The sequence below is a fragment of the Bacillus sp. FJAT-49736 genome, assembly GCF_018343615.1.
Taxonomy (GTDB): Bacteria; Bacillota; Bacilli; order Bacillales; family Bacillaceae_C; genus Margalitia.
Genome location: NZ_JAGYPI010000001.1, coordinates 1,518,451 through 1,538,341 on the forward strand (window position 1 = coordinate 1,518,451; position 19,891 = coordinate 1,538,341).

The following is a 19,891-nucleotide window of genomic DNA, read 5'->3' on the forward strand; positions in this document are numbered from 1 at the left end:
TATCACTTATTTGCTTTTCTCGCTTCCGTCATTTGCTTCCATACAGACCCTTGAGCCGCTTCGCCGCCTTCAATTCTTTCGATTGCCATTTTAACTTGAAGCTGAACCTCAAACTCAGGATCATTTTCTGCCTCTTTTAATGCAGGAAGCGCGGTTTCATCTCCCTCTTCATAAAGAAACATCGCAGCTCTCCAACGCACAATTTTACTCTTATCTTTTAAGGCTTTAGCCATCGGCTGTATTGCTTCTTTAAATCCCAAATCCGACAAAGCATCTCCGGCTGTTCTTCTAACTGTTACTACCTTGTCTTCAAGACCTTTAAAAAGATATGGCAGCACTTTTTTATCCTTAATCATGCCCAAATATACAACTGCTAGACGTCTAATAGATGGTTTTTCATCCTCAAGCGCTTTTTCTAGAACGGGCAAGTCATTAATTTCTGGTTCATCCATCTGTTCTAATTGACGGTACCTAATGCGCCAATCCGGATCATCTAGCATTTCGATAGAAACCTTTTGTAATTTCTTAGATGTTTGTTGAGAATATTGCTCTGGGTTTTTAGCCATTGCAACCAGCCTATTCAATCGTTCTTCCGGATATGAAGCAACCATTTCTTCCACTATTTCTTTACCGATTTGTTCTAGTTCACCGTAACGCACACCCTGCTCTTTCCATTTTCTCAGCAAAACATAATTATCACCTGGCAGCTGCGCCTGTTGCATTGCTTTCAGGAAATTTTCCGGCAAGCCAAATCGTTTTTCTTCTGTACCTTCTACTAGCTTTACTTGAAGCGGTATGCCTTTAAATATTTGAATAAAAACATTAACCTCTCCGTAATGCTCATCTATTTTCTGTAGTGATGCATTTTTTGTTTGTTCATCTTCCCCAAAAATGACTCTAATTTTTGGTAAGATATTTTGCCAATCAACTTTTCCTTTCCGCTCCACTGCAAGAAAATCAGCAACATGATAAACCCCGTTTACACCCTCTATTTCTAGTATGGATCGAATAATTGGCGGGGCTATATTGGAATGCTCCTCTTTATAATTTGTGCTTTTGCCTGCAGGAAGTTCTTCATCTAATATTATTTTCATTGTATTGGGACTTGGAGTAGGTTCAATTGAAACAATTTTCATCATTAACACCTCATTTACTACTTTAATGTCTCAGCAAGCTCAGACAAATATGTCCATCTCTCAATTAGCGTTTCAAGCGTTTCATCCTGGATTGCTATTTCCTCCATAATTTTTTGCGCTTTCTCAAAATCACTGCCAATATTATTAAGCTCAGCTTGTAGAGATTCTAATTTTTGTTCAGCTGCCAAAATATTATCATCAATTTCCTCCCATTCTTTTTTTTCCATATAACTCATTTTTTTCGATTTCTTTATATTCTTTTCAACAGTATGTGCAGAAACTTTTTCTTCTGTTTTCGTTTCTGACAGTTTAAGATCAAGGTATTCACTATATGTGCCATAATACCGATCGATAATTCCGTTGCCTTCAAAAATTAAAAGTTGATCTGCTGTTTTGTCTAAATAATAGCGATCATGGGATACGGAAATAACAACTCCGGGAAATTCCTCCAAATAATCCTCTAATACTGTAAGCGTTTGTGTATCCAGATCATTTGTAGGTTCGTCGAGCAGCAGTACATTCGGCTTCTCCATCAACAGTCTTAATAAATACAGTCTCCTTTTTTCACCGCCAGATAGCTTTCTGATTGGAGTGCCGTGTGTATATAAAGGAAAAAGAAATCTTTCTAGCATTTGTGCTGCAGATATCATTTCCCCATCTTTTGTTGTAACGGAATCACCGAATTCACGGATATATTCAATCATACGTTTTGAATCATCCATATCTTCAGTTTCCTGTTTATAATAAGCTATTTTCACCGTTTGTCCGGTAAGAATCTCTCCTTCTGAAAGAGAAATGGTTCCTGCGAGCAGATTCATAAAAGTGGACTTTCCACTTCCATTTTTACCTATAATCCCAATGCGGTCGCCCGGTTTCACAAGCCAATTAAAATTCCTTAAAATGATTTTTTCCCCATACTCTTTATTGGCATTTTTAAATTCAAATACTTGCTTTCCTAGTCGGCTTCCTTGTATTTGAAATTCTACATTATCATTTGTCGGAATTTTCCCGATGGTATCCTCAAGCTGTTCAAAGCGCTGAATTCTCGCTTTTTGCTTTGTGGATCTTGCTTTAGCACCACGCCTCATCCAGGCAAGCTCGTTTCGATATAAATTTCTTCTTTTGCTCTCACTTGCCAGATTTTCTTCTTCCCTTAACGATTTCGCCTCAATAAAGTCTTGATAGTTACCTTTATAGGAATATAGCCTGCCATGATCTAATTCAAATATTCGATTGACGACAGAATCAAGAAAATATCGGTCATGAGTTACGAGCAAAATGGCCCCGGGATATTTGTTCAGATAATCCTCCAGCCATTTAACAGAATCAAAATCCAAATGGTTAGTCGGTTCATCCAAAATTAATAGATCAGGCGTTTCAATTAGAACTTGCGCTAATGCTACCCGCTTCTTTTGTCCTCCCGATAAATTGCCAATTTGCTGCGTATAATCATGAATTCCTAATTTCGTTAAAATTGTTTTGGCATTGGCATTTGCATCCCATGCATTAAGGGCATCCATTTGTTTATGCAGAGTAAATAGCTTATCCTGCAAACTGGTATTGTCAGGTTCTCTTTCCATTTGGATTAATATGCTCTCATATGCCTTAAACAGCTGGATAATTGCTGCTTCTCCTTGAAAGACCTGTTCCAATACAGTAAGCTCGGAATTTAATTCGGGATTTTGCGATAAATACCCGATGGAATACTGATTAGGGTGGATGATTTCTCCGGAATCAGGCTCATCTGCACCTGTCAATATTTTTAATAAGCTGGATTTTCCTGTTCCATTTACTCCGATTATACCGACCCTATCCTTTTCACTAACATGAAAGGATATTTGTTTAAACAGTTGTTTTTCTCCGTAGGTTTTTGAAAGTTCTTCAACTGTTATTGATTTCATAGTCACCGTTCCATTCTTTATAAAACTGCTGTAGAAAAGCTTCTAAATACTGGTGTCTTTCCAACGCGATTTGTTTACCCGTATTTGTAAGCATTTTATCCTTTAATAATAATAATTTTTCATAAAAATGATGAATTGTCGAGGATTTACCATTTCGATAGTCATCCAGTGTCATATTTTCCCTCACTTGAATAGCGGGATCATACATAAGCTGTCCTTTTTTTCCGCCATAAGCAAATGCTCTGGCAATTCCAATAGAGCCAATCGCATCCAAGCGATCGGCATCCCGCACAGCCATTTGTTCAAATGTATGTAAAAAAGCCTCATTTCCACCTTTGAAAGAGATTTTTTCAATAATATCTACTATTTCCGCCTCCAATGTAGAAGGCAATGACAATGTATTTAAAAATTGATGCAGTTTATTGCTCCCAGCTAAAGAAGTAACGTTTAGCTTATCATCTGCAATATCATGCAATAAAGAGGCCATTTCTATGATAAACAGATCCCCTTTTCCCTCACATTTTGCTATATACAGAGAGAGATTCCGCACCCGGTCTACATGGTACCAATCATGTCCGGTTGAATCTTCGCCCATTTCCTTTCGCACAAATTCTTCGGTTCTTCCAATTATATGCTTCACCTTCAGAATTCCTCCTCCCCCATACATTTTACCATCTTTACACTATAAAAAGTATTCAACTGCTTACAAAACACGAAAGGCCGTATGTTTAAAATACGACCTATTACCATCTTATAAATAGCTGTTAATCTTAGGAAAAACCTTCAAAGCATTATGATAAAAAACATCCGAATGGAATTTCTCTGGTATAATCTCTTTAACAAAATCAATATAAGTAGCAATTGGAGCTAAAGGCCAATCTGTGCCGAAAAGAAGCTTTTCATAGTGATCACAAAATTCTAATGCGTGTTTTAAATGATCGAAAAATCTGCCATTCAGCTTGTTTTTAAACTCCTTTTCCGTCCCAACAAGTAGCCCAGATAAGTCTGCATACATATTTGAATTTTTATATACTACCTCAGAACCTGTCAGCACCCATGGATCTCCAAAATGAGCCATCATAAATCTAATTTTCCGATGCTTTACTGCTACTTCATCTAAGGTTAATGGGTGAGAATACTTTAGTAACCCTCTTTCTGAATAGGTATCACCCGTATGAAAAACAACTGGGATATCATATTTTTCGGCTAAAGAATAAACAGGATCGTACACTTGATCAAAAGCATAAAAAGGATAATATCCTAAATATATTTTCATTCCAACGACATTCGGCTTTTGAATTTCATATTCTAACCTTTCTATTGCATTTTCATCTAAGGTATACGGATTGATGCCGGCACAATATACAATATTATCTGGTAACTGCTCTTCTAAGTCCAACGCCATTGGTGTCTGTGCCTCCGGATCCGGAAATCCTAATCCAGCCGTTTCTGTCAATCCCATGCCAATCCCTAATACCACTCCTGCCTCACGATATTCATTGACAATTCCCTTATTAGAATAATCTACGAATGAAAGCTCTTTGGCAGTATGACGAAATTCTTTAATATTGGATAAATGCATATGTGCATCAATTATTTTCACATTAATATCTCCTACGATTTACTTAATAAAAAAGACTAGAAAAATCCAATAGCTCTGCCATTTTCATCTACATTCATATTATATGCAGCAGGTTTTTTAGGGAGCCCCGGCATTGTCATAATTTCACCTGTAATAGCAACAATAAAGCCCGCGCCAAGCTTAGGTATTAATTCACGGACATGAATCGTAAAATCCCTTGGTCTTCCGAGTTTTCCAGGATCATCAGACAATGAATACTGTGTTTTAGCCATACAAACCGGCAGTTTCTCCCATCCAAAATTCTTGAAATCATTTAATTGTTTTTGCGCTTTGGAAGAGAATTCAACATCTTTTCCGCCATAGACCCTTCGAATGATGGTACCAATTTTATCCTCTAATGGCATGTCCAATTGATAAAGTTGCCTGAATGCATTCGAATTATTATCTATTGCTTCAAGAACCTTTTCTGCAAGATCTGTACCGCCTTGTCCGCCTTTTTCCCAAACCTCCGTCAATGCTACTGGGATGGAATTTTCCTCACACCAGCTTTTCAAAAGAGTTAGTTCTGCTTCAGAATCCGTTATAAAACGATTAATAGCTACTACAAATGGCAGTCCGAATTGACCGATGGTTTCCACATGCTTTTTCAGATTTTCTAGTCCTGATTCCAATGCATCAGTATTTTCATTAGATAGCTCCGTTTTTGCTACGCCACCGTGCATTTTCAAGGCCCTGACCGTTGCTACAATGACAACCGCAGAAGGTGTTAACCTTGCAGATCTTGCTTTTATATCCAAAAATTTTTCCGCCCCAAGATCTGCTCCAAAGCCTGATTCCGTTACAACATAATCTGCTAATTTTAATGCTGTTTTCGTAGCCATTACACTATTGCATCCATGGGCAATATTAGCAAAAGGCCCACCATGTACAAGTGCAGGTGTATGCTCTATCGTTTGAACTAAATTAGGCTTCAAAGCATCCTTCAGAAGCAGCGTAAGTGCACCTTCTACCCCTAAATCACCTACTGTAACTGGTTTTTTATCATAGTTATAGGCAATAACCATTTTCGATAACCGAATCTTTAAGTCTTCCAAATCATTTGCTAGGCATAAAACGGCCATTATTTCCGAGGCTACCGTAATATCAAAACCATCTTCTCTTGGAACACCTTGACCTGGACCACCAAGACCAATCACAATTTGCCGTAAAGCACGTTCATTTAAATCCAGACAGCGCTTCCAAACAATTCTGCGCGGATCAATCTGAAGTTGATTTCCTTGCTGAATATGATTATCCATTAATGCAGCAAGCGCATTATTGGCGGTTGTAATGGCGTGAATGTCTCCGGTAAAATGAAGGTTTATATCTTCCATAGGAAGAACTTGGGAATAACCTCCTCCTGTTGCTCCTCCCTTCATCCCCATCGTTGGCCCTAATGATGGCTCACGCAAAGCGATCATAACCTTTTTTCCTATTGATTGAAGTGCATCGCTTAACCCAACTGTTACAGTGGATTTTCCTTCACCAGCAGGTGTAGGATTTATAGAAGTTACTAAAATCAGTTTTCCGTCTTTATTTGCTTGCAATTTATGTATTTTTTCAAACGATATCTTCGCTTTATATTTTCCATAAAAGTCAAGATCATCTTCCTGTAATCCTATTGTTGTTGCTACATCCTTTATAGGTAGCAAGTTTGCTTCTTGGGCAATTTCTATATCTGTTTTTATTCTATTATTGGAATTCATACCCTTACCTCCAAACCTTTATGATTGTCAGACCAAACAAATATATTAATTTTAACCTTTGGAATCACTTGAAAAATATACCTCTTCATATGGCTGAACGACTACGAAGCCATCTCCTGAAAACTTCATTTGAATGGATTCGCCACTTCCACGTCCAAGAAAAGTCTTAAAAGAAACATCCGTTACAAAATCTGGCTTTAAGTTTCCGGACCAGGCAACCGTTGCATTGGGATCTGTAAATACTGGGTTATCAGGTGTAACGAGCAATGTTAAAGGCTCATAATGAGATGTAATTGCCACTCTCCCGTTTCCTTCCAGTCTCACATTGAAGATTCCTCCTGCAAGCATTCCTGTAATTCGTCTCATTAGTTTTATGTCCCAGCCAATGGACTGCTCAAATGCTAATAAATTATTGCCGTTTACAATCAGAGCTTCATTATGCAAGTTAAGAATGGAGATTTTTTTGCCTTGATCGGCAATATATAATTTCCCATTTCCAGTCGCTTTCATTAAGGCAGTACCTTCCCCGGTCAATGCCTTTTTGAATAGCCTCCCAATACCATGCTCCAGCATTCCTTCCCGTTCAAATTTTATATTTCCCCGATAGGATACCATAGAACCTGCTTTAGCCCATACCTTCCCGTCTAAATTTATTTCAAGAAGACGTGGTGTTTCTAGTTCAAATAAGCCTTGATGTTTATCTTCTTGCTTCGTTTGCTGAATAAATTGTTGTATGGAGTATTTTGAATCTTCCATCTATATCACCCCATTTAATTTACTTTTTTTAGGATAAATAATGTCATAAAGCTTAATGCTTGTTTTAATTCATTAGAAAGTCCATCTGTATGCTGGGTGGAGACCCCTTTTTTATAAACTTTTGATTCAGCTATTTTCTCCCAACCATGCTTTAACGCAAGTTTTTCGAATTCCCATGGCATTATTGTATTGCAAATGGCATTTTTACCTTCTAATCTTGGAAAACTATTAACACGTGGCATAGCAGTTGGTCCCAAAATCCCAAAACAACCATATCCGCCCTTTACAATGATTCTGTTTATCTCATTCAATGCTATTAATGGTTTTTCCGTCCATTCCAAAGAATTAATGGCCATGACCCCATTAAATTGACTGTCTTCAAATGGTGTATTCAATAAATTGCCTTGCATAAATGTTAAACGTTCGTTTTCAAGATTTTTGGCAATAGCAATCATTTTATCAGAAATATCCATTCCGATGACTTCATATCCATTTTGACTCAATAATAAGGAACCATATCCATCTCCACAGCCGAGGTCTGCAATCAATCCTGGCGGGATATATTTATTGAAGAAAGGCATAATATCCTTTCTGCTGCCATGCATCCACATTTCTTTAGAATTGGAATGCCAATTTTCCGCATTTTCATTCCATTGTCTTTTTGTCTCCCCATCCCACGAAAATGAATTCATTCTAATCCCCCTTAAAAAAACTCATTTTTTATTTCAAAATTATTGTCTACAAAATAAACATATTAAAAGAATAGAGTTTCTATAAAAATAATATTAAATATTTATGTTTGATTTCCCTCTAATTTAACCAAAATATTATTAGCCTTTCATTTTCCTCCAATATTTTTGACCTATCTTTGTGAAGAGGAAAGGAATTTTAATAAGCAAGGGAGTTAGTCAAGTGGAACACATTATAAAGGTTCAAAGAAATAATAAAGGTGACATCATTAGCTTTGAAACATCACAAGGTAGAATAATTTCCTATAGAAAAGCTATGATGGAAACAGAAAGTGGAATCATTGAAGGAGCAAATATCGGATGGAATCAAGATGGACATGCCTTCCTATTTAATAGTGATGATAGCGATAAATATTTTGTAAATTATCCCCCTATCTATTAAAAAGAACCGCAATCATGCGGTTCTTCTCATATTTCTTCTTCATTTTTTTGCTGCAAAATTTTTAATGCTTTCACGCGTTCAGGATCTTCCTCAAAAAATTGTACTAAATCCCCAATTCTATCGATAGAATTCCAGCTTAAATGATGTTCAATACCTTCTACATCCTGATAAATATTCTCTTCTTTAACACCGATTATCTTCAGAAATTGCTCTAATAAATCATGCCTGTCTACTAGACGCTTTCCGATTTTTTTCCCTTTCGATGTTAATATTAAGCCGCGGTATTTTTCATATACTAAATAGTCATCTTTATCTAGCTTTTGTACCATTTTTGTAACTGAGGAGGGATGGACGGATAGTGCTTCAGCAATATCAGATACACGTGCATAGCCTTTGCTTTCAATTAGTAAATAAATTTGTTCTATATAATCTTCCATACTTGGTGTTGGCATCCCTAAACCCCCATTATGTAAGGCTCTTATCGTTAACTCTATTGTATTTTTTTGAGTCATCGTTAAAATTTTACTATAGAAATACTAATTAAACAAGAAAACTACTGAATGAATATTAATTACCCCTTTTTCCTCCTATTCTGAAAAAATAAAAAATTAACACCAACCTCCTTGACGCAATAAATCGGTTGGTGTATATTTATTTTAACATTAAACATATTTTATCGTTTCATATTCATTAGATTATGCAATATTATACGTTTAGTGTTACATTTTTTTCTTGGCACTTTGTGCTTTAAAGATTTAGGAGGATTAAGAAACATGCAAAACGGTAAAGTAAAATGGTTTAACAATGAAAAAGGCTTTGGATTCATCGAAGTTGAAGGTGGAGACGATGTATTCGTACACTTCACAGCTATCCAAGGTGATGGTTTTAAAACGTTAGAAGAAGGTCAAGAAGTATCTTTCGAAATCGTTGAAGGAAACCGTGGACCGCAAGCTGCTAACGTAACTAAATTATAATTATAAATGAACAAGGCTGACATTTTTATGTCAGCCTTTTATTGTTCATTTTTAGTTAAATCTTTTGCCAACTTCTTTGAGTTTCTCACCGACTGTACATTTATCGATGCAAAAGCGATGGGCAAATGCTTTTCCATGATCCTTTTGTAACGTTGATTTAATAAAGCATCCTTCACAATAATATTCCAAAATGGAATCTACTTCCTTCAAAAGTTTTTTCCTTTCCATTATGATCGTCCTTTTTAATTGTTTAACTTATTTTTAAATGACTAGAAATAATTTTATCGTTAAGTGCTTGCGAAGCAAGCTGATCAGCCTCTTTATTTTCTTTTCTACTAATGGGAATAAAGGTTGGATTAATTCCTAACTTTTCCATTTTATGCTCTATTCTGTCAAGCCAATCATTTAATACTTTCTCGAAACATGGCCATTCTCCTGATAATTGTTTTAGCACACCTTGAGAATCCCCCTTAATAATACATGGGATATGATGCGCACCTATTTCCTCCAATAGAGACAGGGAATTATACAATGCTATATACTCTGCCTCATTATTTGTATGGATTTCCTCTATTTTAGCATTCTGGCGATATCTATAGGCTTCATTGCCAATTTTGTAATAGACAACCATACCAATTCCAGCAATACGTTTTTCACGGTCAAATCCCCCATCGAAGAAAATGGTACAATCACTTGGCTCATTCTTTATTTCCTCTCTTAATTTTAAATATTCCTTTTTCGTCCATTCTGCTCCCATTTCATCAACTATCGTTAAATCGATTACACGACCGGTATTATAAATGTCATCAATGGATCGGTCGAAAGCGTCTTCTGATATCCAATCTGATTCAAACTGTATACTTGCTGTTTTAGCCCCTTTATATAGCCATTTTATTTTCACTTTCATGCTAACACTCCCGGCATATGCTAAAAAAGATGATAATATATTTAACCAAGGCTGTTCTCGTCATTAAAAGAAAAATAATAAAAGAAATAGTCTTGATCAGGCATAAATTCATTAACTATATTGTTATCTTTTCCGATTTTTTAATCCAGCGATATTCCTCATAACACGAAAATTCTGATATAGATAACAAGTGTTTTAAAATTATGATATCCTAACTAGTAAGCATTGTTATTCTGCATTACCCTTTATTTACTTCCCTTTAGAATCCTACTTTACAGCAGAAAAAGGAGAATGACAATTGATAGAAGTTTATATAGACGGTGCAAGCGCCGGTGACCCAGGTGATAGCGGGGCCGGGATCTTTATTAAGGCAAACGGAGAAGTGGAAAGATACTCCATTCCCTTAGGACAAAAAAACAATCATGAGGCAGAATTTTTAGCGCTCATACACAGTTTAAAAATATGTAAGCAAAAAGGGCATAACATAATTTCTGTCCGCTCTGATTCTAAAGCAGTTGTACATGCGGTAGAGAAAGAATTTGCTAAAAGAGAACCCTACAAAGCATTGCTGTTGGAAGCATTAAATTTAATTCAACAATTCGAATTATTTTTTATTAAATGGGTTCCCAGCTCTGAAAATAAAACAGCTGACAGTTTGGCACGACATGCTATCCGCATGAATAAAAAAGAGGGATTACAGCATGAATAAAAGATTATTAGCAGAATTAGGATTATTACTTGTTGCATTAATTTGGGGCTCTACTTTTGTTGTCGTTCAAAATGCAATCGAATTTTTGCCGCCTATGACATTTAATGCAATCCGGTTTTTTGTAGCAGGCGTGGTTATTTTACTTATCTATATAATTAAGGAAAAAGGAAAAATAATCGTATCGGTAAATCAGTTTTTACCCGGTATTTTGTTGGGAATATGCCTATTTATCGGTTACTCCTTTCAAACCATTGGTCTTTTATATACGACACCATCAAAAGCAGGATTTATTACCGGGCTAAGTGTAGTCATGGTTCCCTTGATTATATTTATTATTTATAAAAAACGACCTGCCACTAAAGCGCTGATCGGCTCTATTGGTGCTGTAATTGGTCTATATTTATTGGCGGCAAAAAATAGCAATGAACTTTCCATTGGGGACGGATTCGTACTTATATGTGCCTTTGGATTTGCTTTCCATATCATTTTGACCGATCGTGTTACAAAGAAAGTTCCAATACTATTATTAACAACTGTACAAATATTTACTGTTTCACTGACTTGTGCGGTTGGTGCCCTTCTATTTGAAAAATGGCAGGTTGTATTCCAGTCCAGTCATATCTTTTCAAGGACAACTATTTTTGCAATGTTAATAACGGCGATACTAGGAACTGCTTTCGCCTTTTTTATGCAAACAACGGCTCAAAGGCATACAACTCCTACCAGAGTAGGAATTATTTTAACAATGGAGCCGGTTTTTGCCGCGATTACTTCCTTTATCGTCATTAACGAAAGATTATCCATTTACGGCTCCATTGGTTGCGTTCTAATCTTTTTTGGAATGGTAGTAAGCGAACTGCCGATTGAGAAAACTTTTTCTTGGTCTTTTGTGAAGAATAAAAAAGCTATGAATCGTAGGGTTTCAAAATAAAAAAAGAGGTCTCCATACCTCTTTTTTTATTTTGAAATTAAGCCTATTTTTTCTGCATATTCAAATGCCTGCTCTTTGGAAATAAGGTTATTTTGTTTTAATGATTCTAATAAAGAGATATAAAAGCTTCCATCGAATTTTTTCTGCGTTTTCAACGTAATTTCAATAGCCGCTTTAATAATGGTATCAGAGGCAGCTGTATATTGCTTTCCAAAATAGATAAAACCGATAACATCCTCTTCGAATTTAAACCCTTTTTCCCGAAGGTTCATCAGGAAATCATCCAGTGATAATTCTTTCGTTTTCAATATTTTCTCCCTCACTAACATTTCCAAGAGGCAATCCCACACTATTCATTTTTAATTTTACAATACTTTTCTTAACATGACTATATTGCAGTTTTTGAAAAATACATAATTTTGTTCGTCCGAATAAAATTAATATGTGCAAGGGAATTCTAGTAAAACGGAGGTGATGATCTTGACGAAAAAAAATAATACGCGTGGAAAATTAGCTCCAGGTGCTAACCCGCAAGGTTGGGGACAGGATACTGAATTTGCTGTTGATGACCCGAAATCAAAATTGGAAAATGCCGCTAAAAAAAGTAATAAAAAATAAAATAGGTGCCAGACATCAAAGAGCAATCGCTTAATTTGCCGATTGCTCTTCAATACTAGGCTTGTTTTGCCAGATTGGACCACTTGCTTTGAATAAGATGTCTTCTTATGCTTCTCAGTTCTAAATCATCAATAAATGATAAAAACTGCGGAGAAATAGTATTCAATTCTGCTTCCTCTAAAGAAAAGGTTAATGGCACATCACATTTTATTTCCGCCAATTCTCTCGACATATGCAGCATTGCGAGATCCTCTTCTATTTTCTTACGCTGGGAAGGTGTTAATTGGTGTAGATTTTCAAGTAGAACTGGAATAGTTTCAAATTGCTGTATTAATTTCAAGGCCGTTTTCTCGCCAATGCCTTTTACTCCAGGATACCCATCGCTAGTATCACCCATTAATGCTTTTACATCGATAAATTGACGTGGAGTAATTCCGTATTCTTCATAAAAAATTTCATTCGAAAAAGTTTTATAATTTCCAAATCCTTTTTGTATAATATTAACATCAATTTGATGATCAACAAGCTGTAGCAAGTCTTTGTCACCTGTTAGAATGGAAACCTTTATGTCGTTTTGAACCGATTTTGCGATAGTACCGATACAATCATCCGCTTCATAACCAATGACTCCAACGTTTGGCACATCAAAAGCAGCTACTACTTCCTTTACTAGATCGAATTGTGGAATTAATTCAATCGGCGGAGCTTCTCTGTTAGCTTTATATCCATCAAACTTTTCACTACGAAAGGTTTTGCTGCCCATATCCCAACAAACTATCGCATGGCTCGGTTCCATTTCTTCTAAGGCAGTTAAAAAATGCCTCATAAAGCCTTGAACAGCATTTGTTGGTATCCCCTTAGTATTGATCATAAATTGACCGGTAACACTTGTAGCATAAAATGCACGGAACAATAATGCCATTCCATCTACTAATAATAACTGTGAAGAGTTCTTCAATTCATCACCTCTAAAATTTACATTTCACTACCATTATATCACGTGTAACTATATTTTATTGCTTCTCTCCCAATTCTACAGGATTTTCCTGATAGGAAACCCAATCTGAATAGCTTCCAGCATATAATTTTACATTTGTAAATCCTGACTCTATCAGCGCAATATAATTTGGTGTTGCTGTTACTCCAGATCCGCAATAGACAATGATTGGTTTTGTAGGATCAAGATGTGAGAACCTTTCTCTTTGTTCCTCCGCTGATTTCCAGCTTCCGTTCGCAAACCCTTCTTCCCAAACAATATTTAATGCTCCAGGGATATGTCCTGGTTTTTTGTCAATTGGTTCTTCTATACCTAAATAACGGTTCTTGGCACGTGAATCAATCAAAATAGCAGAGCTGTTTTGAACAATATTTTTCACCTCTTCAAACGTAGCAAGCATGTCCACTTGCGGATTCATTGTAAATATTGTTTCTTCCAAAATGGGAATTACTTCCGATACTTCGTTTCCGTCCTCAACCCATTTAGAAAAACCGCCATCTAATATAAATACATTTGTATGACCCATATAAGTTAAAAGCCACCAGAACCGGGCTGCGTAGGATCCTTCACCACTATCATACGCAATAACTTTACTTGCAGAATCAATGCCTGCTTTTTGTAATTTTACTTTCAATTGGTGAAGATCAGGGAGTGGATGTCTTCCTCCATGTTCTGTAGGTATGTCGGATAAATCGTCTTCTAAATCAAAATAGATTGCACCTGGGATATGTGATTTTGAATATACTTCCTTCCCTGCATCCGGTTTACCCAATTCAAACCTACAATCGACAATTCGTACATTTGTATCGTTCAGATGATTCATTAGCCATTCCTGACTTTTAATAAATTTCATCTCATCCACACCCTTTTTCTTTTTCTATAAGTTTAATCACATGAGCTTTTGGACTCCAACAGTTGAATTGGTAATTCGGCTTAGTATCATACCCTAAGCGGGAACATTTGTAATTCATTATTTTGTTCTTTCTTTCAGCTTGAAAGTGAATACATGTTGCACATGCATGGAACCTGGTTCCTTTCATCCTCATCCCCCTCGAATCTATCAAAAGTTAACTGATTATTTGTTCACGTATTCTTCTCCATTCATCAATATCAACTTTTTCATTCAAGACATTTAATAATGCATTAGATTGGTCCATTACATCTTCATTTATTTGCTGAAGCATATTGGCAAGCTCACCCTCCACAAATGAACGGAAGTGTTCTTGCATCATTAATCTTTGATTTTCTAAATAATCTTCTGCATGAGGCTGTAATAATTCTTGAAGTTCTTCCTCCATCATTTTCTTCTCATTTTTTTCAAAAAATGATTTTGCATTTTTAAAATACTTGAATGTCCTTTCTAAAGAGCTTCTGTCAATACCTACAAAGGCCGGTTGGAAATCGGGAGTTTCTATTGAACTTATTTCATAGTTAGTTAGGGAAATACTAGATTGTATATTTAATATCTGTTCTTGAAATAATTCCTGTCGCTTTTGAAATAAATCTCTTATAAAATTCTCGATCCTCAATGAGGTAGCGCGCATTTCTTGGGCAAAATCATATCCTAAGCTTTCCAACAGTTCATTTAGAGCTTTATTTAATAATGATTTATTATTGTTTTGTAATGTAGCCGGATTAAAAGCTTCTTTGAAAAAGTCGCTAAATCGGTAAAAAACGCGCTGCTTTACATAAAATAGCAACTCTTGAATTTCTTGCTTTAGTTTTGTTACAAATACTTCAGATGAATATTGATTTAAAAGATTTTCTATATTATTTAGATTCTCTTTTAATACTTTCTTTTTCGCCTCTTTTTTCTCTTCACCCTCTAATGCTGTTTCCATTAGCTGATCAATCATATTCACAGCTCTTTGGATTTCATTTTGAGCCGATTGAATAGTCATTTTCATTAAATCCTTTGAAAGGAATGCTGAGAATGAATTCTTAAAATCATCTATGCCGGATCGCTCATCCTTTTGTATGGCTAATAGACTTGAGATTCCGAATAGCTTTGGAAAGCGTATACCATATTGGGTCAGCTGATCATTTACATAGGCTTTGACATCGTTAAGCTCATCATCGGAATCAGCCAAATCAATCGCATTAATAATAAAGAACATTTTATCAAGTTCAAATGCATCTTTTACCCTTCCCAACTGGATTAAAAATTCCCTATCTGCTTTGGAAAACGCATGATTGTAATAGGTTACGAATAGAACCGCGTCCGAATTTTTTATATATTCGAAGGCAACACCAGTATGTCTAGCATTTATAGAATCTGCTCCTGGAGTATCAACCAACGTTATACCTTTTCTTGTAAGTTCACTATCATAGTATAAATCGATCGACTCCACAAAACAGGATTGCGATTCATTTGCTACAAACCCTTTAAATTCTTCTAAGCCAACGGAAATATCTTTTCCTAGAAATTCTTTATAAATTGGATAGCCTTTAACATATGCCTGCAAAAACGAAAGATGGATTTTCTCACGCGCATCATTTGTCTCTTTTATTTGTAAAATAATTGCTTCTGCTTCTTCTAAGCTATCACAATTTTGATTAAACTCCCGTAGCGACTTTTGAATGTCCTCCAGCAGTTGGATATTACTTTTCAAATGGATAGCCGCCGTTCCATGAACAAATTCCACTGTAGGAGGACAAATCCGATTGATCGCTGCAGTCGTTGGATTTGGTGAAACCGGCAATACCTTCTCACCTATAAGTGCATTGGCAAATGAAGATTTTCCGGCACTAAATGCTCCGAATAACGCAATAGTGAATTGCCTATTTTCTATCCGTGATTTCTTGTCCAATAAATAATCTGTAATACGACCAAAACCAGGTTTATCCTTAAGGAGATAAGCAGTTTGCTGTAATTTACTTATAGTTGAATCAGCAGAATACGATTCATTTTCTGTTATATTCGTAATTGGTTTCGGTAACTCTGTTTCGGTTATTTCAGCTGCTCTATTTTCATCATCATTAGAAAAGATTCTATAATTTGAATTCTCCTGTTGCCATTTTGATTGTAATTCCTGTAATACATCTTCAAAGTTCATAACAGGTATAAAAAGATTTTCTTCTTTTTCATTTCTCTTTCTAGCACCTTGTTCTATCTGCCTTAAGGAATTAGCAAATGTTAATATTGAGGCAAGTTTAGTATTAATGGCATTTATGTCTCCATGTATATTGATTTCTATATGTGCTGCAGCTTTTTGTTTAAAGGATTCTAACTCATTAAAAGCCAATTTCTTAATGCTTTCTGCTACTTCATCACAATAATGAAGAACATATTCTCCTGATAATCTGGCCCCCTTCCTTACAAGATTTTGCAAGAATTCCTTGTCGAAAGGGATAGTAAGATTTTGTGCTTCAAGCTGCAAATCATCGGCTGATAGATTAGCCTCTTTTAATTCCTTTGTCGCCATTTCCCTCATATGCCAAATGAGACCTGACTCCACCTGTGTTTTTAATTGGCTATAAAACGCTTCTAATCTGTTAAACCGCTCTTCTTCCGTCTTCTTCTTGCTAAATAGCAAGCCCATCTTAAAATCAGGCTGGGCTGCCTCTATATAATCCTTCGCAAGTTCTCTAATTTGAAAAGGCATTAAGTAGGCACTTTTAAGCATTTTCGTTCTTTCATGATCAAAGGATTTTCTCCAATCCTCCAGCTGATCTGACAGTTCTTTTAATTTATCTTGAAACTCTTGTTCTTGCTCTAAAATAGATTTTCTTTCATCAGGAGGCAATTGTTCTAATGTTTCTTTATATTGCTGAGTATCTTCCTCCTCTTGCTCCTTTAACCATTTAAAATGTTCCTGTATCAACAAATTTGCCGCTGATTGTATAGAAGTTGAAAAGCGACTGTCCCTTTGCTTCATTGCTTCATGGACGAGCAATTTCACTTTTGCAAATTCGTTATGATTATTTTTTGAATCTTTTAAGGTTGTGTAAAAAATACCTTTTGGATGTACATTCCATGCGGCAAATGATTCTTGTACGGACATTTTAAATTCGGGGAACGACAATTCATCATCCCTATGCTTATCGATTTGATTAATGATTAAATACAGCTCCACTCCATGCTGAAGCAACTCTTTCGTATAAAGAAAATTTAATTCAGATTGTACATGATTATAATCCATCACATAAAATACAATATCCGCTAAATGAATCGCAGATTCTGTCGAAATACGATGTGCGTCATCCGTTGAATCTACTCCCGGCGTATCCATTACAATAACATTTTCAGGCAATTCCGTTTGCTGCTTAGCAATTTCAATCTCTGTCACATTTCCGTTTTTACAAAAATCCTTTACAGTGGAAAAGTTATATGGAGCTTCAAATAAATACGGAGCTTCATCTTTATAATAAACCTTTGCAAAATCTACTTCCGCTTTATGGATTTTTACAAGATTCGCACTTGTTGGGATCGGGCTCGATGGTAGAAGATTTTCTCCCAATAATGCATTAATCATTGTTGATTTTCCAGCAGAAAAGTGACCGCAAAATGCTATAATAAAATCGTGATCATTTATTTTTTTTAGTAGTTTTTCCGATTTCTCTGCTCTTTGCATATCCCCATTTTCTTTAAAGCGTTCATAGAAGCCAACTAATTGAGTGGTAGCTTCTTGAATATTTCCAATATCGATTGTTTTGATCATGTTGGTACAAACTCCTCAATAAATAATGTAAAACTTATCTATATTGTAACGGATTTTTATTCTCTTTCCCAACACAAAAAACGTTTATCCTGTCCAGATAAACGTAATTTTTTTAAAAATACTCGGAGAAAAATTTAATTTTCTTTTTTCATTCGTGAAATAAATGGTTGTTTTGCTGGATAATCCGTATAGGTTCTTAAAATTGATTCTTCCGCATTAATTCTGATTGCCAAAATCAATTGATTAAGTATGAAAAAAGCAATAAGCGTATAATATGCCTGAAACATAAAAGGAATAAGGAATAATTCTAATGTCACTATGAAGTAATTGGGGTGCTTCATAAATCGATAAGGACCTTTTGTAATAATTTTTGCATTAGGCAACACAAGAATTTTTGTATTCCAAAATCTCCCTAAAGATGTGATCACCCAAACTCTACCTGCTTGCGTGAGAATAAAGATGGCAAGAAAAATCCACCAGTTTTGGATCAATGTTCTTTTTAACAAATAGACTTCCATTAATAATGATAGGAAAAAACATGTATGGATTAACACCATAACCTTATAATGCCTTTTCCCAGCTTCCATTCCTCCTTTGCTTTTAATCCAGATTTCATTTTTTCTTGCAATCCATAATTCCACTATCCGCTGAATCAATACAATGGTTAAAAAAATGATAAAAAACAATCCTTAATCCCACCTTAATAGTAATTGTTCCATACTAAAACCTGGCCCTAAGGCTAATGCAATTCCCCATTCTCCCGAATTTATTTCTTTCTCTAACATTCTTTTTAACACAAATAAAATGGTAACAGAGGACATATTACCGAAGTTCTTCAGAATATTTCTGGAGTCGGTTAGCTTTTCTTCCGAAAGACCGAGTGCCTGTACATATGCATCCATTACCTTTTTTCCTCCGGGATGAGCAGCAAAATGCTGAATATCGTCCATATTCATTCGGTGATCCCTTAAAAAACTTAATACATTGGGTTGTAGCCATTTTCGTACAATCATTGGAATATCTTTCGAAAAAATTACATGCAGACCATCATTTTTAACATCCCATCCCATAACATCAAGCGAATCCCTCATGATGACGCTTTGTGTATCAACAATAGTTGGATGACTTTGAATGCCATCCAAGTTGGCGCTAACCTCATCACCAATTAATAATGCACATGCAGCGCCATCACCGAATAAAGATGTGCCAATCAAATTACTTTTAGAATGATCATTTTTTTGAAAGGTTAGACTGCAAAGCTCAACGGATAATACTAACACTTTTGCCTTCGGAAATGCCAAACAATATTCGTATGCTCTTGAAAGTCCAGATGCACCGCCAACACAACCTAATCCCCATATAGGAATTCTTTTCACATTTAATCGAAATGGAAGCCTATTTATTATTCTTGCTTCTAAGCTTGGCGTAGAGAGACCACTTGTACAAATTGTATAAATAGCATCTATTTCACTGTATTCAACACCTTTTTGATTTAAACAATGTTCGATCGCTTTTATACAAAGCCTTTCTGCATTTTCTATAAATATTTCATTTTTTTCAGCAAATGAATGGTCTTCACCGTACCATTCCAATTGCTTCGTGAAATATCTTGATTCAATTTCTGCATTTTGAAAAACAGGAAGCAAGCGCTCAATATCACGAAATGCATCAGAAAAGAGCTGCTTTGCGAAGTTCATAATTTCAGTTTGGTAAATCTTATTATCGGGAATTCCAAGCCCAATGGAAAATATTTTCGGCATAAATGGACTCTCCTTATTTCTATATAAGGATATGTTTTCCAAGTATGATTAAATTATGTAAAGAATAAAGTTTTATATAAAAG

21 protein-coding genes are annotated in these 19,891 nt (G+C 35.6%); 5 read left to right on the plus strand and 16 right to left on the minus strand.

Annotated elements, in window-relative coordinates; translation table 11 throughout:
- Positions 1-2 precede the first annotated feature (2 nt).
- The 7 genes from KHA87_RS07900 to KHA87_RS07930 all read right to left on the minus strand — a co-directional run bounded on the left by KHA87_RS07900 (position 3) and on the right by KHA87_RS07930 (position 7,812).
- A complete protein-coding gene (locus tag KHA87_RS07900; RefSeq protein WP_213093532.1) occupies positions 3-1,136 on the minus strand; it encodes a conserved virulence factor C family protein in 1,134 nt (377 codons plus the stop codon).
- Between the two features lie 17 nt (positions 1,137-1,153).
- Positions 1,154-3,037, minus strand: a complete 1,884-nt coding sequence (locus KHA87_RS07905) for an ABC-F family ATP-binding cassette domain-containing protein (protein WP_213093533.1) — start codon at positions 3,035-3,037, stop codon at positions 1,154-1,156.
- Positions 3,018-3,677, minus strand: coding sequence for an HD domain-containing protein (locus KHA87_RS07910; RefSeq protein WP_349305562.1), 660 nt, complete (start codon positions 3,675-3,677; stop codon positions 3,018-3,020). Before KHA87_RS07910 ends, KHA87_RS07905 begins: the two co-directional genes overlap by 20 nt.
- Positions 3,678-3,788: 111 nt before the next feature.
- Positions 3,789-4,640: an amidohydrolase family protein gene (locus tag KHA87_RS07915; RefSeq protein WP_213093535.1), complete on the minus strand. Its 852-nt coding sequence runs from the start codon at positions 4,638-4,640 to the stop codon at positions 3,789-3,791.
- Positions 4,641-4,675: 35 nt separating this feature from the next.
- Positions 4,676-6,364: a formate--tetrahydrofolate ligase gene (locus KHA87_RS07920; RefSeq protein ID WP_213093536.1), complete on the minus strand. Its 1,689-nt coding sequence runs from the start codon at positions 6,362-6,364 to the stop codon at positions 4,676-4,678.
- 51 nt (positions 6,365-6,415) lie between these two features.
- Positions 6,416-7,120, minus strand: a complete 705-nt coding sequence (locus KHA87_RS07925) for an AIM24 family protein (RefSeq protein WP_213093537.1) — start codon at positions 7,118-7,120, stop codon at positions 6,416-6,418.
- 14 nt (positions 7,121-7,134) lie between these two features.
- Positions 7,135-7,812 (minus strand): class I SAM-dependent methyltransferase, encoded by a 678-nt coding sequence (locus KHA87_RS07930; RefSeq protein ID WP_213093538.1) that lies wholly within the window; start codon positions 7,810-7,812, stop codon positions 7,135-7,137.
- A gap of 220 nt (positions 7,813-8,032) precedes the next feature.
- Between KHA87_RS07930 and KHA87_RS07935 the strand changes: the two genes are divergently transcribed.
- The gene (locus KHA87_RS07935) at positions 8,033-8,251 is read left to right on the plus strand and encodes a DUF3892 domain-containing protein (protein WP_213093539.1); all 219 of its coding nucleotides are present in this window, start codon (positions 8,033-8,035) and stop codon (positions 8,249-8,251) included.
- A 26-nt stretch (positions 8,252-8,277) separates the two neighbouring features.
- On the opposite strand, the gene mntR is transcribed toward KHA87_RS07935, so the two are convergent.
- Complete coding sequence (gene mntR / locus KHA87_RS07940) at positions 8,278-8,703, minus strand: transcriptional regulator MntR (RefSeq protein WP_213093540.1); 426 nt, start codon at positions 8,701-8,703, stop codon at positions 8,278-8,280.
- Positions 8,704-9,024: 321 nt separating this feature from the next.
- Between mntR and cspD the strand changes: the two genes are divergently transcribed.
- The gene (gene cspD, locus KHA87_RS07945) at positions 9,025-9,225 is read left to right on the plus strand and encodes a cold-shock protein CspD (RefSeq protein WP_213093541.1); all 201 of its coding nucleotides are present in this window, start codon (positions 9,025-9,027) and stop codon (positions 9,223-9,225) included.
- A 51-nt stretch (positions 9,226-9,276) separates the two neighbouring features.
- Here the strand turns inward: cspD and KHA87_RS07950 are convergent, their stop codons facing one another.
- Both KHA87_RS07950 and KHA87_RS07955 read right to left on the minus strand, forming a co-directional pair.
- On the minus strand, positions 9,277-9,453 hold the full coding sequence (locus tag KHA87_RS07950) for a zinc-finger domain-containing protein (RefSeq protein WP_213093542.1): 177 nt from the start codon (positions 9,451-9,453) through the stop codon (positions 9,277-9,279).
- 22 nt (positions 9,454-9,475) lie between these two features.
- A complete protein-coding gene (locus KHA87_RS07955) occupies positions 9,476-10,132 on the minus strand; it encodes a reverse transcriptase-like protein (protein ID WP_213093543.1) in 657 nt (218 codons plus the stop codon).
- A gap of 298 nt (positions 10,133-10,430) precedes the next feature.
- Here KHA87_RS07955 and KHA87_RS07960 point away from each other — a divergent pair, with 298 nt between their 5' ends.
- Both KHA87_RS07960 and KHA87_RS07965 read left to right on the plus strand, forming a co-directional pair.
- Positions 10,431-10,841, plus strand: a complete 411-nt coding sequence (locus KHA87_RS07960) for a reverse transcriptase-like protein (RefSeq protein WP_213093544.1) — start codon at positions 10,431-10,433, stop codon at positions 10,839-10,841.
- A complete protein-coding gene (locus KHA87_RS07965) occupies positions 10,834-11,772 on the plus strand; it encodes a DMT family transporter (RefSeq protein ID WP_213093545.1) in 939 nt (312 codons plus the stop codon). Before KHA87_RS07960 ends, KHA87_RS07965 begins: the two co-directional genes overlap by 8 nt.
- A 26-nt stretch (positions 11,773-11,798) precedes the next feature.
- On the opposite strand, the gene KHA87_RS07970 is transcribed toward KHA87_RS07965, so the two are convergent.
- The gene (locus KHA87_RS07970) at positions 11,799-12,080 is read right to left on the minus strand and encodes a DUF6123 family protein (protein ID WP_249310196.1); all 282 of its coding nucleotides are present in this window, start codon (positions 12,078-12,080) and stop codon (positions 11,799-11,801) included.
- Between the two features lie 166 nt (positions 12,081-12,246).
- On the opposite strand from KHA87_RS07970, the gene sspL reads away from it, so the two are divergent.
- Positions 12,247-12,390 (plus strand): small, acid-soluble spore protein L, encoded by a 144-nt coding sequence (sspL, locus tag KHA87_RS07975; protein ID WP_213093546.1) that lies wholly within the window; start codon positions 12,247-12,249, stop codon positions 12,388-12,390.
- 55 nt (positions 12,391-12,445) lie between these two features.
- On the opposite strand, the gene KHA87_RS07980 is transcribed toward sspL, so the two are convergent.
- The 5 genes from KHA87_RS07980 to KHA87_RS08000 form a co-directional block, all read right to left on the minus strand.
- Positions 12,446-13,348 carry a 5'-3' exonuclease gene (locus tag KHA87_RS07980; RefSeq protein ID WP_213093547.1) on the minus strand — a complete coding sequence of 301 codons (903 nt, stop codon included), beginning with the start codon at positions 13,346-13,348 and terminating at the stop codon, positions 12,446-12,448.
- A gap of 55 nt (positions 13,349-13,403) precedes the next feature.
- A complete protein-coding gene (locus tag KHA87_RS07985; protein ID WP_213093548.1) occupies positions 13,404-14,240 on the minus strand; it encodes a sulfurtransferase in 837 nt (278 codons plus the stop codon).
- Positions 14,241-14,454: 214 nt separating this feature from the next.
- Complete coding sequence (locus KHA87_RS07990) at positions 14,455-18,048, minus strand: dynamin family protein (RefSeq protein WP_213093549.1); 3,594 nt, start codon at positions 18,046-18,048, stop codon at positions 14,455-14,457.
- A 134-nt stretch (positions 18,049-18,182) separates the two neighbouring features.
- Positions 18,183-18,734 (minus strand): isoprenylcysteine carboxyl methyltransferase family protein, encoded by a 552-nt coding sequence (locus KHA87_RS07995; protein WP_213093550.1) that lies wholly within the window; start codon positions 18,732-18,734, stop codon positions 18,183-18,185.
- A 3-nt stretch (positions 18,735-18,737) separates the two neighbouring features.
- Entirely contained in the window at positions 18,738-19,808 is a 1,071-nt protein-coding gene (locus tag KHA87_RS08000) for a type III polyketide synthase (RefSeq protein WP_213093551.1), read from the minus strand.
- Positions 19,809-19,891: the final 83 nt, after the last annotated feature.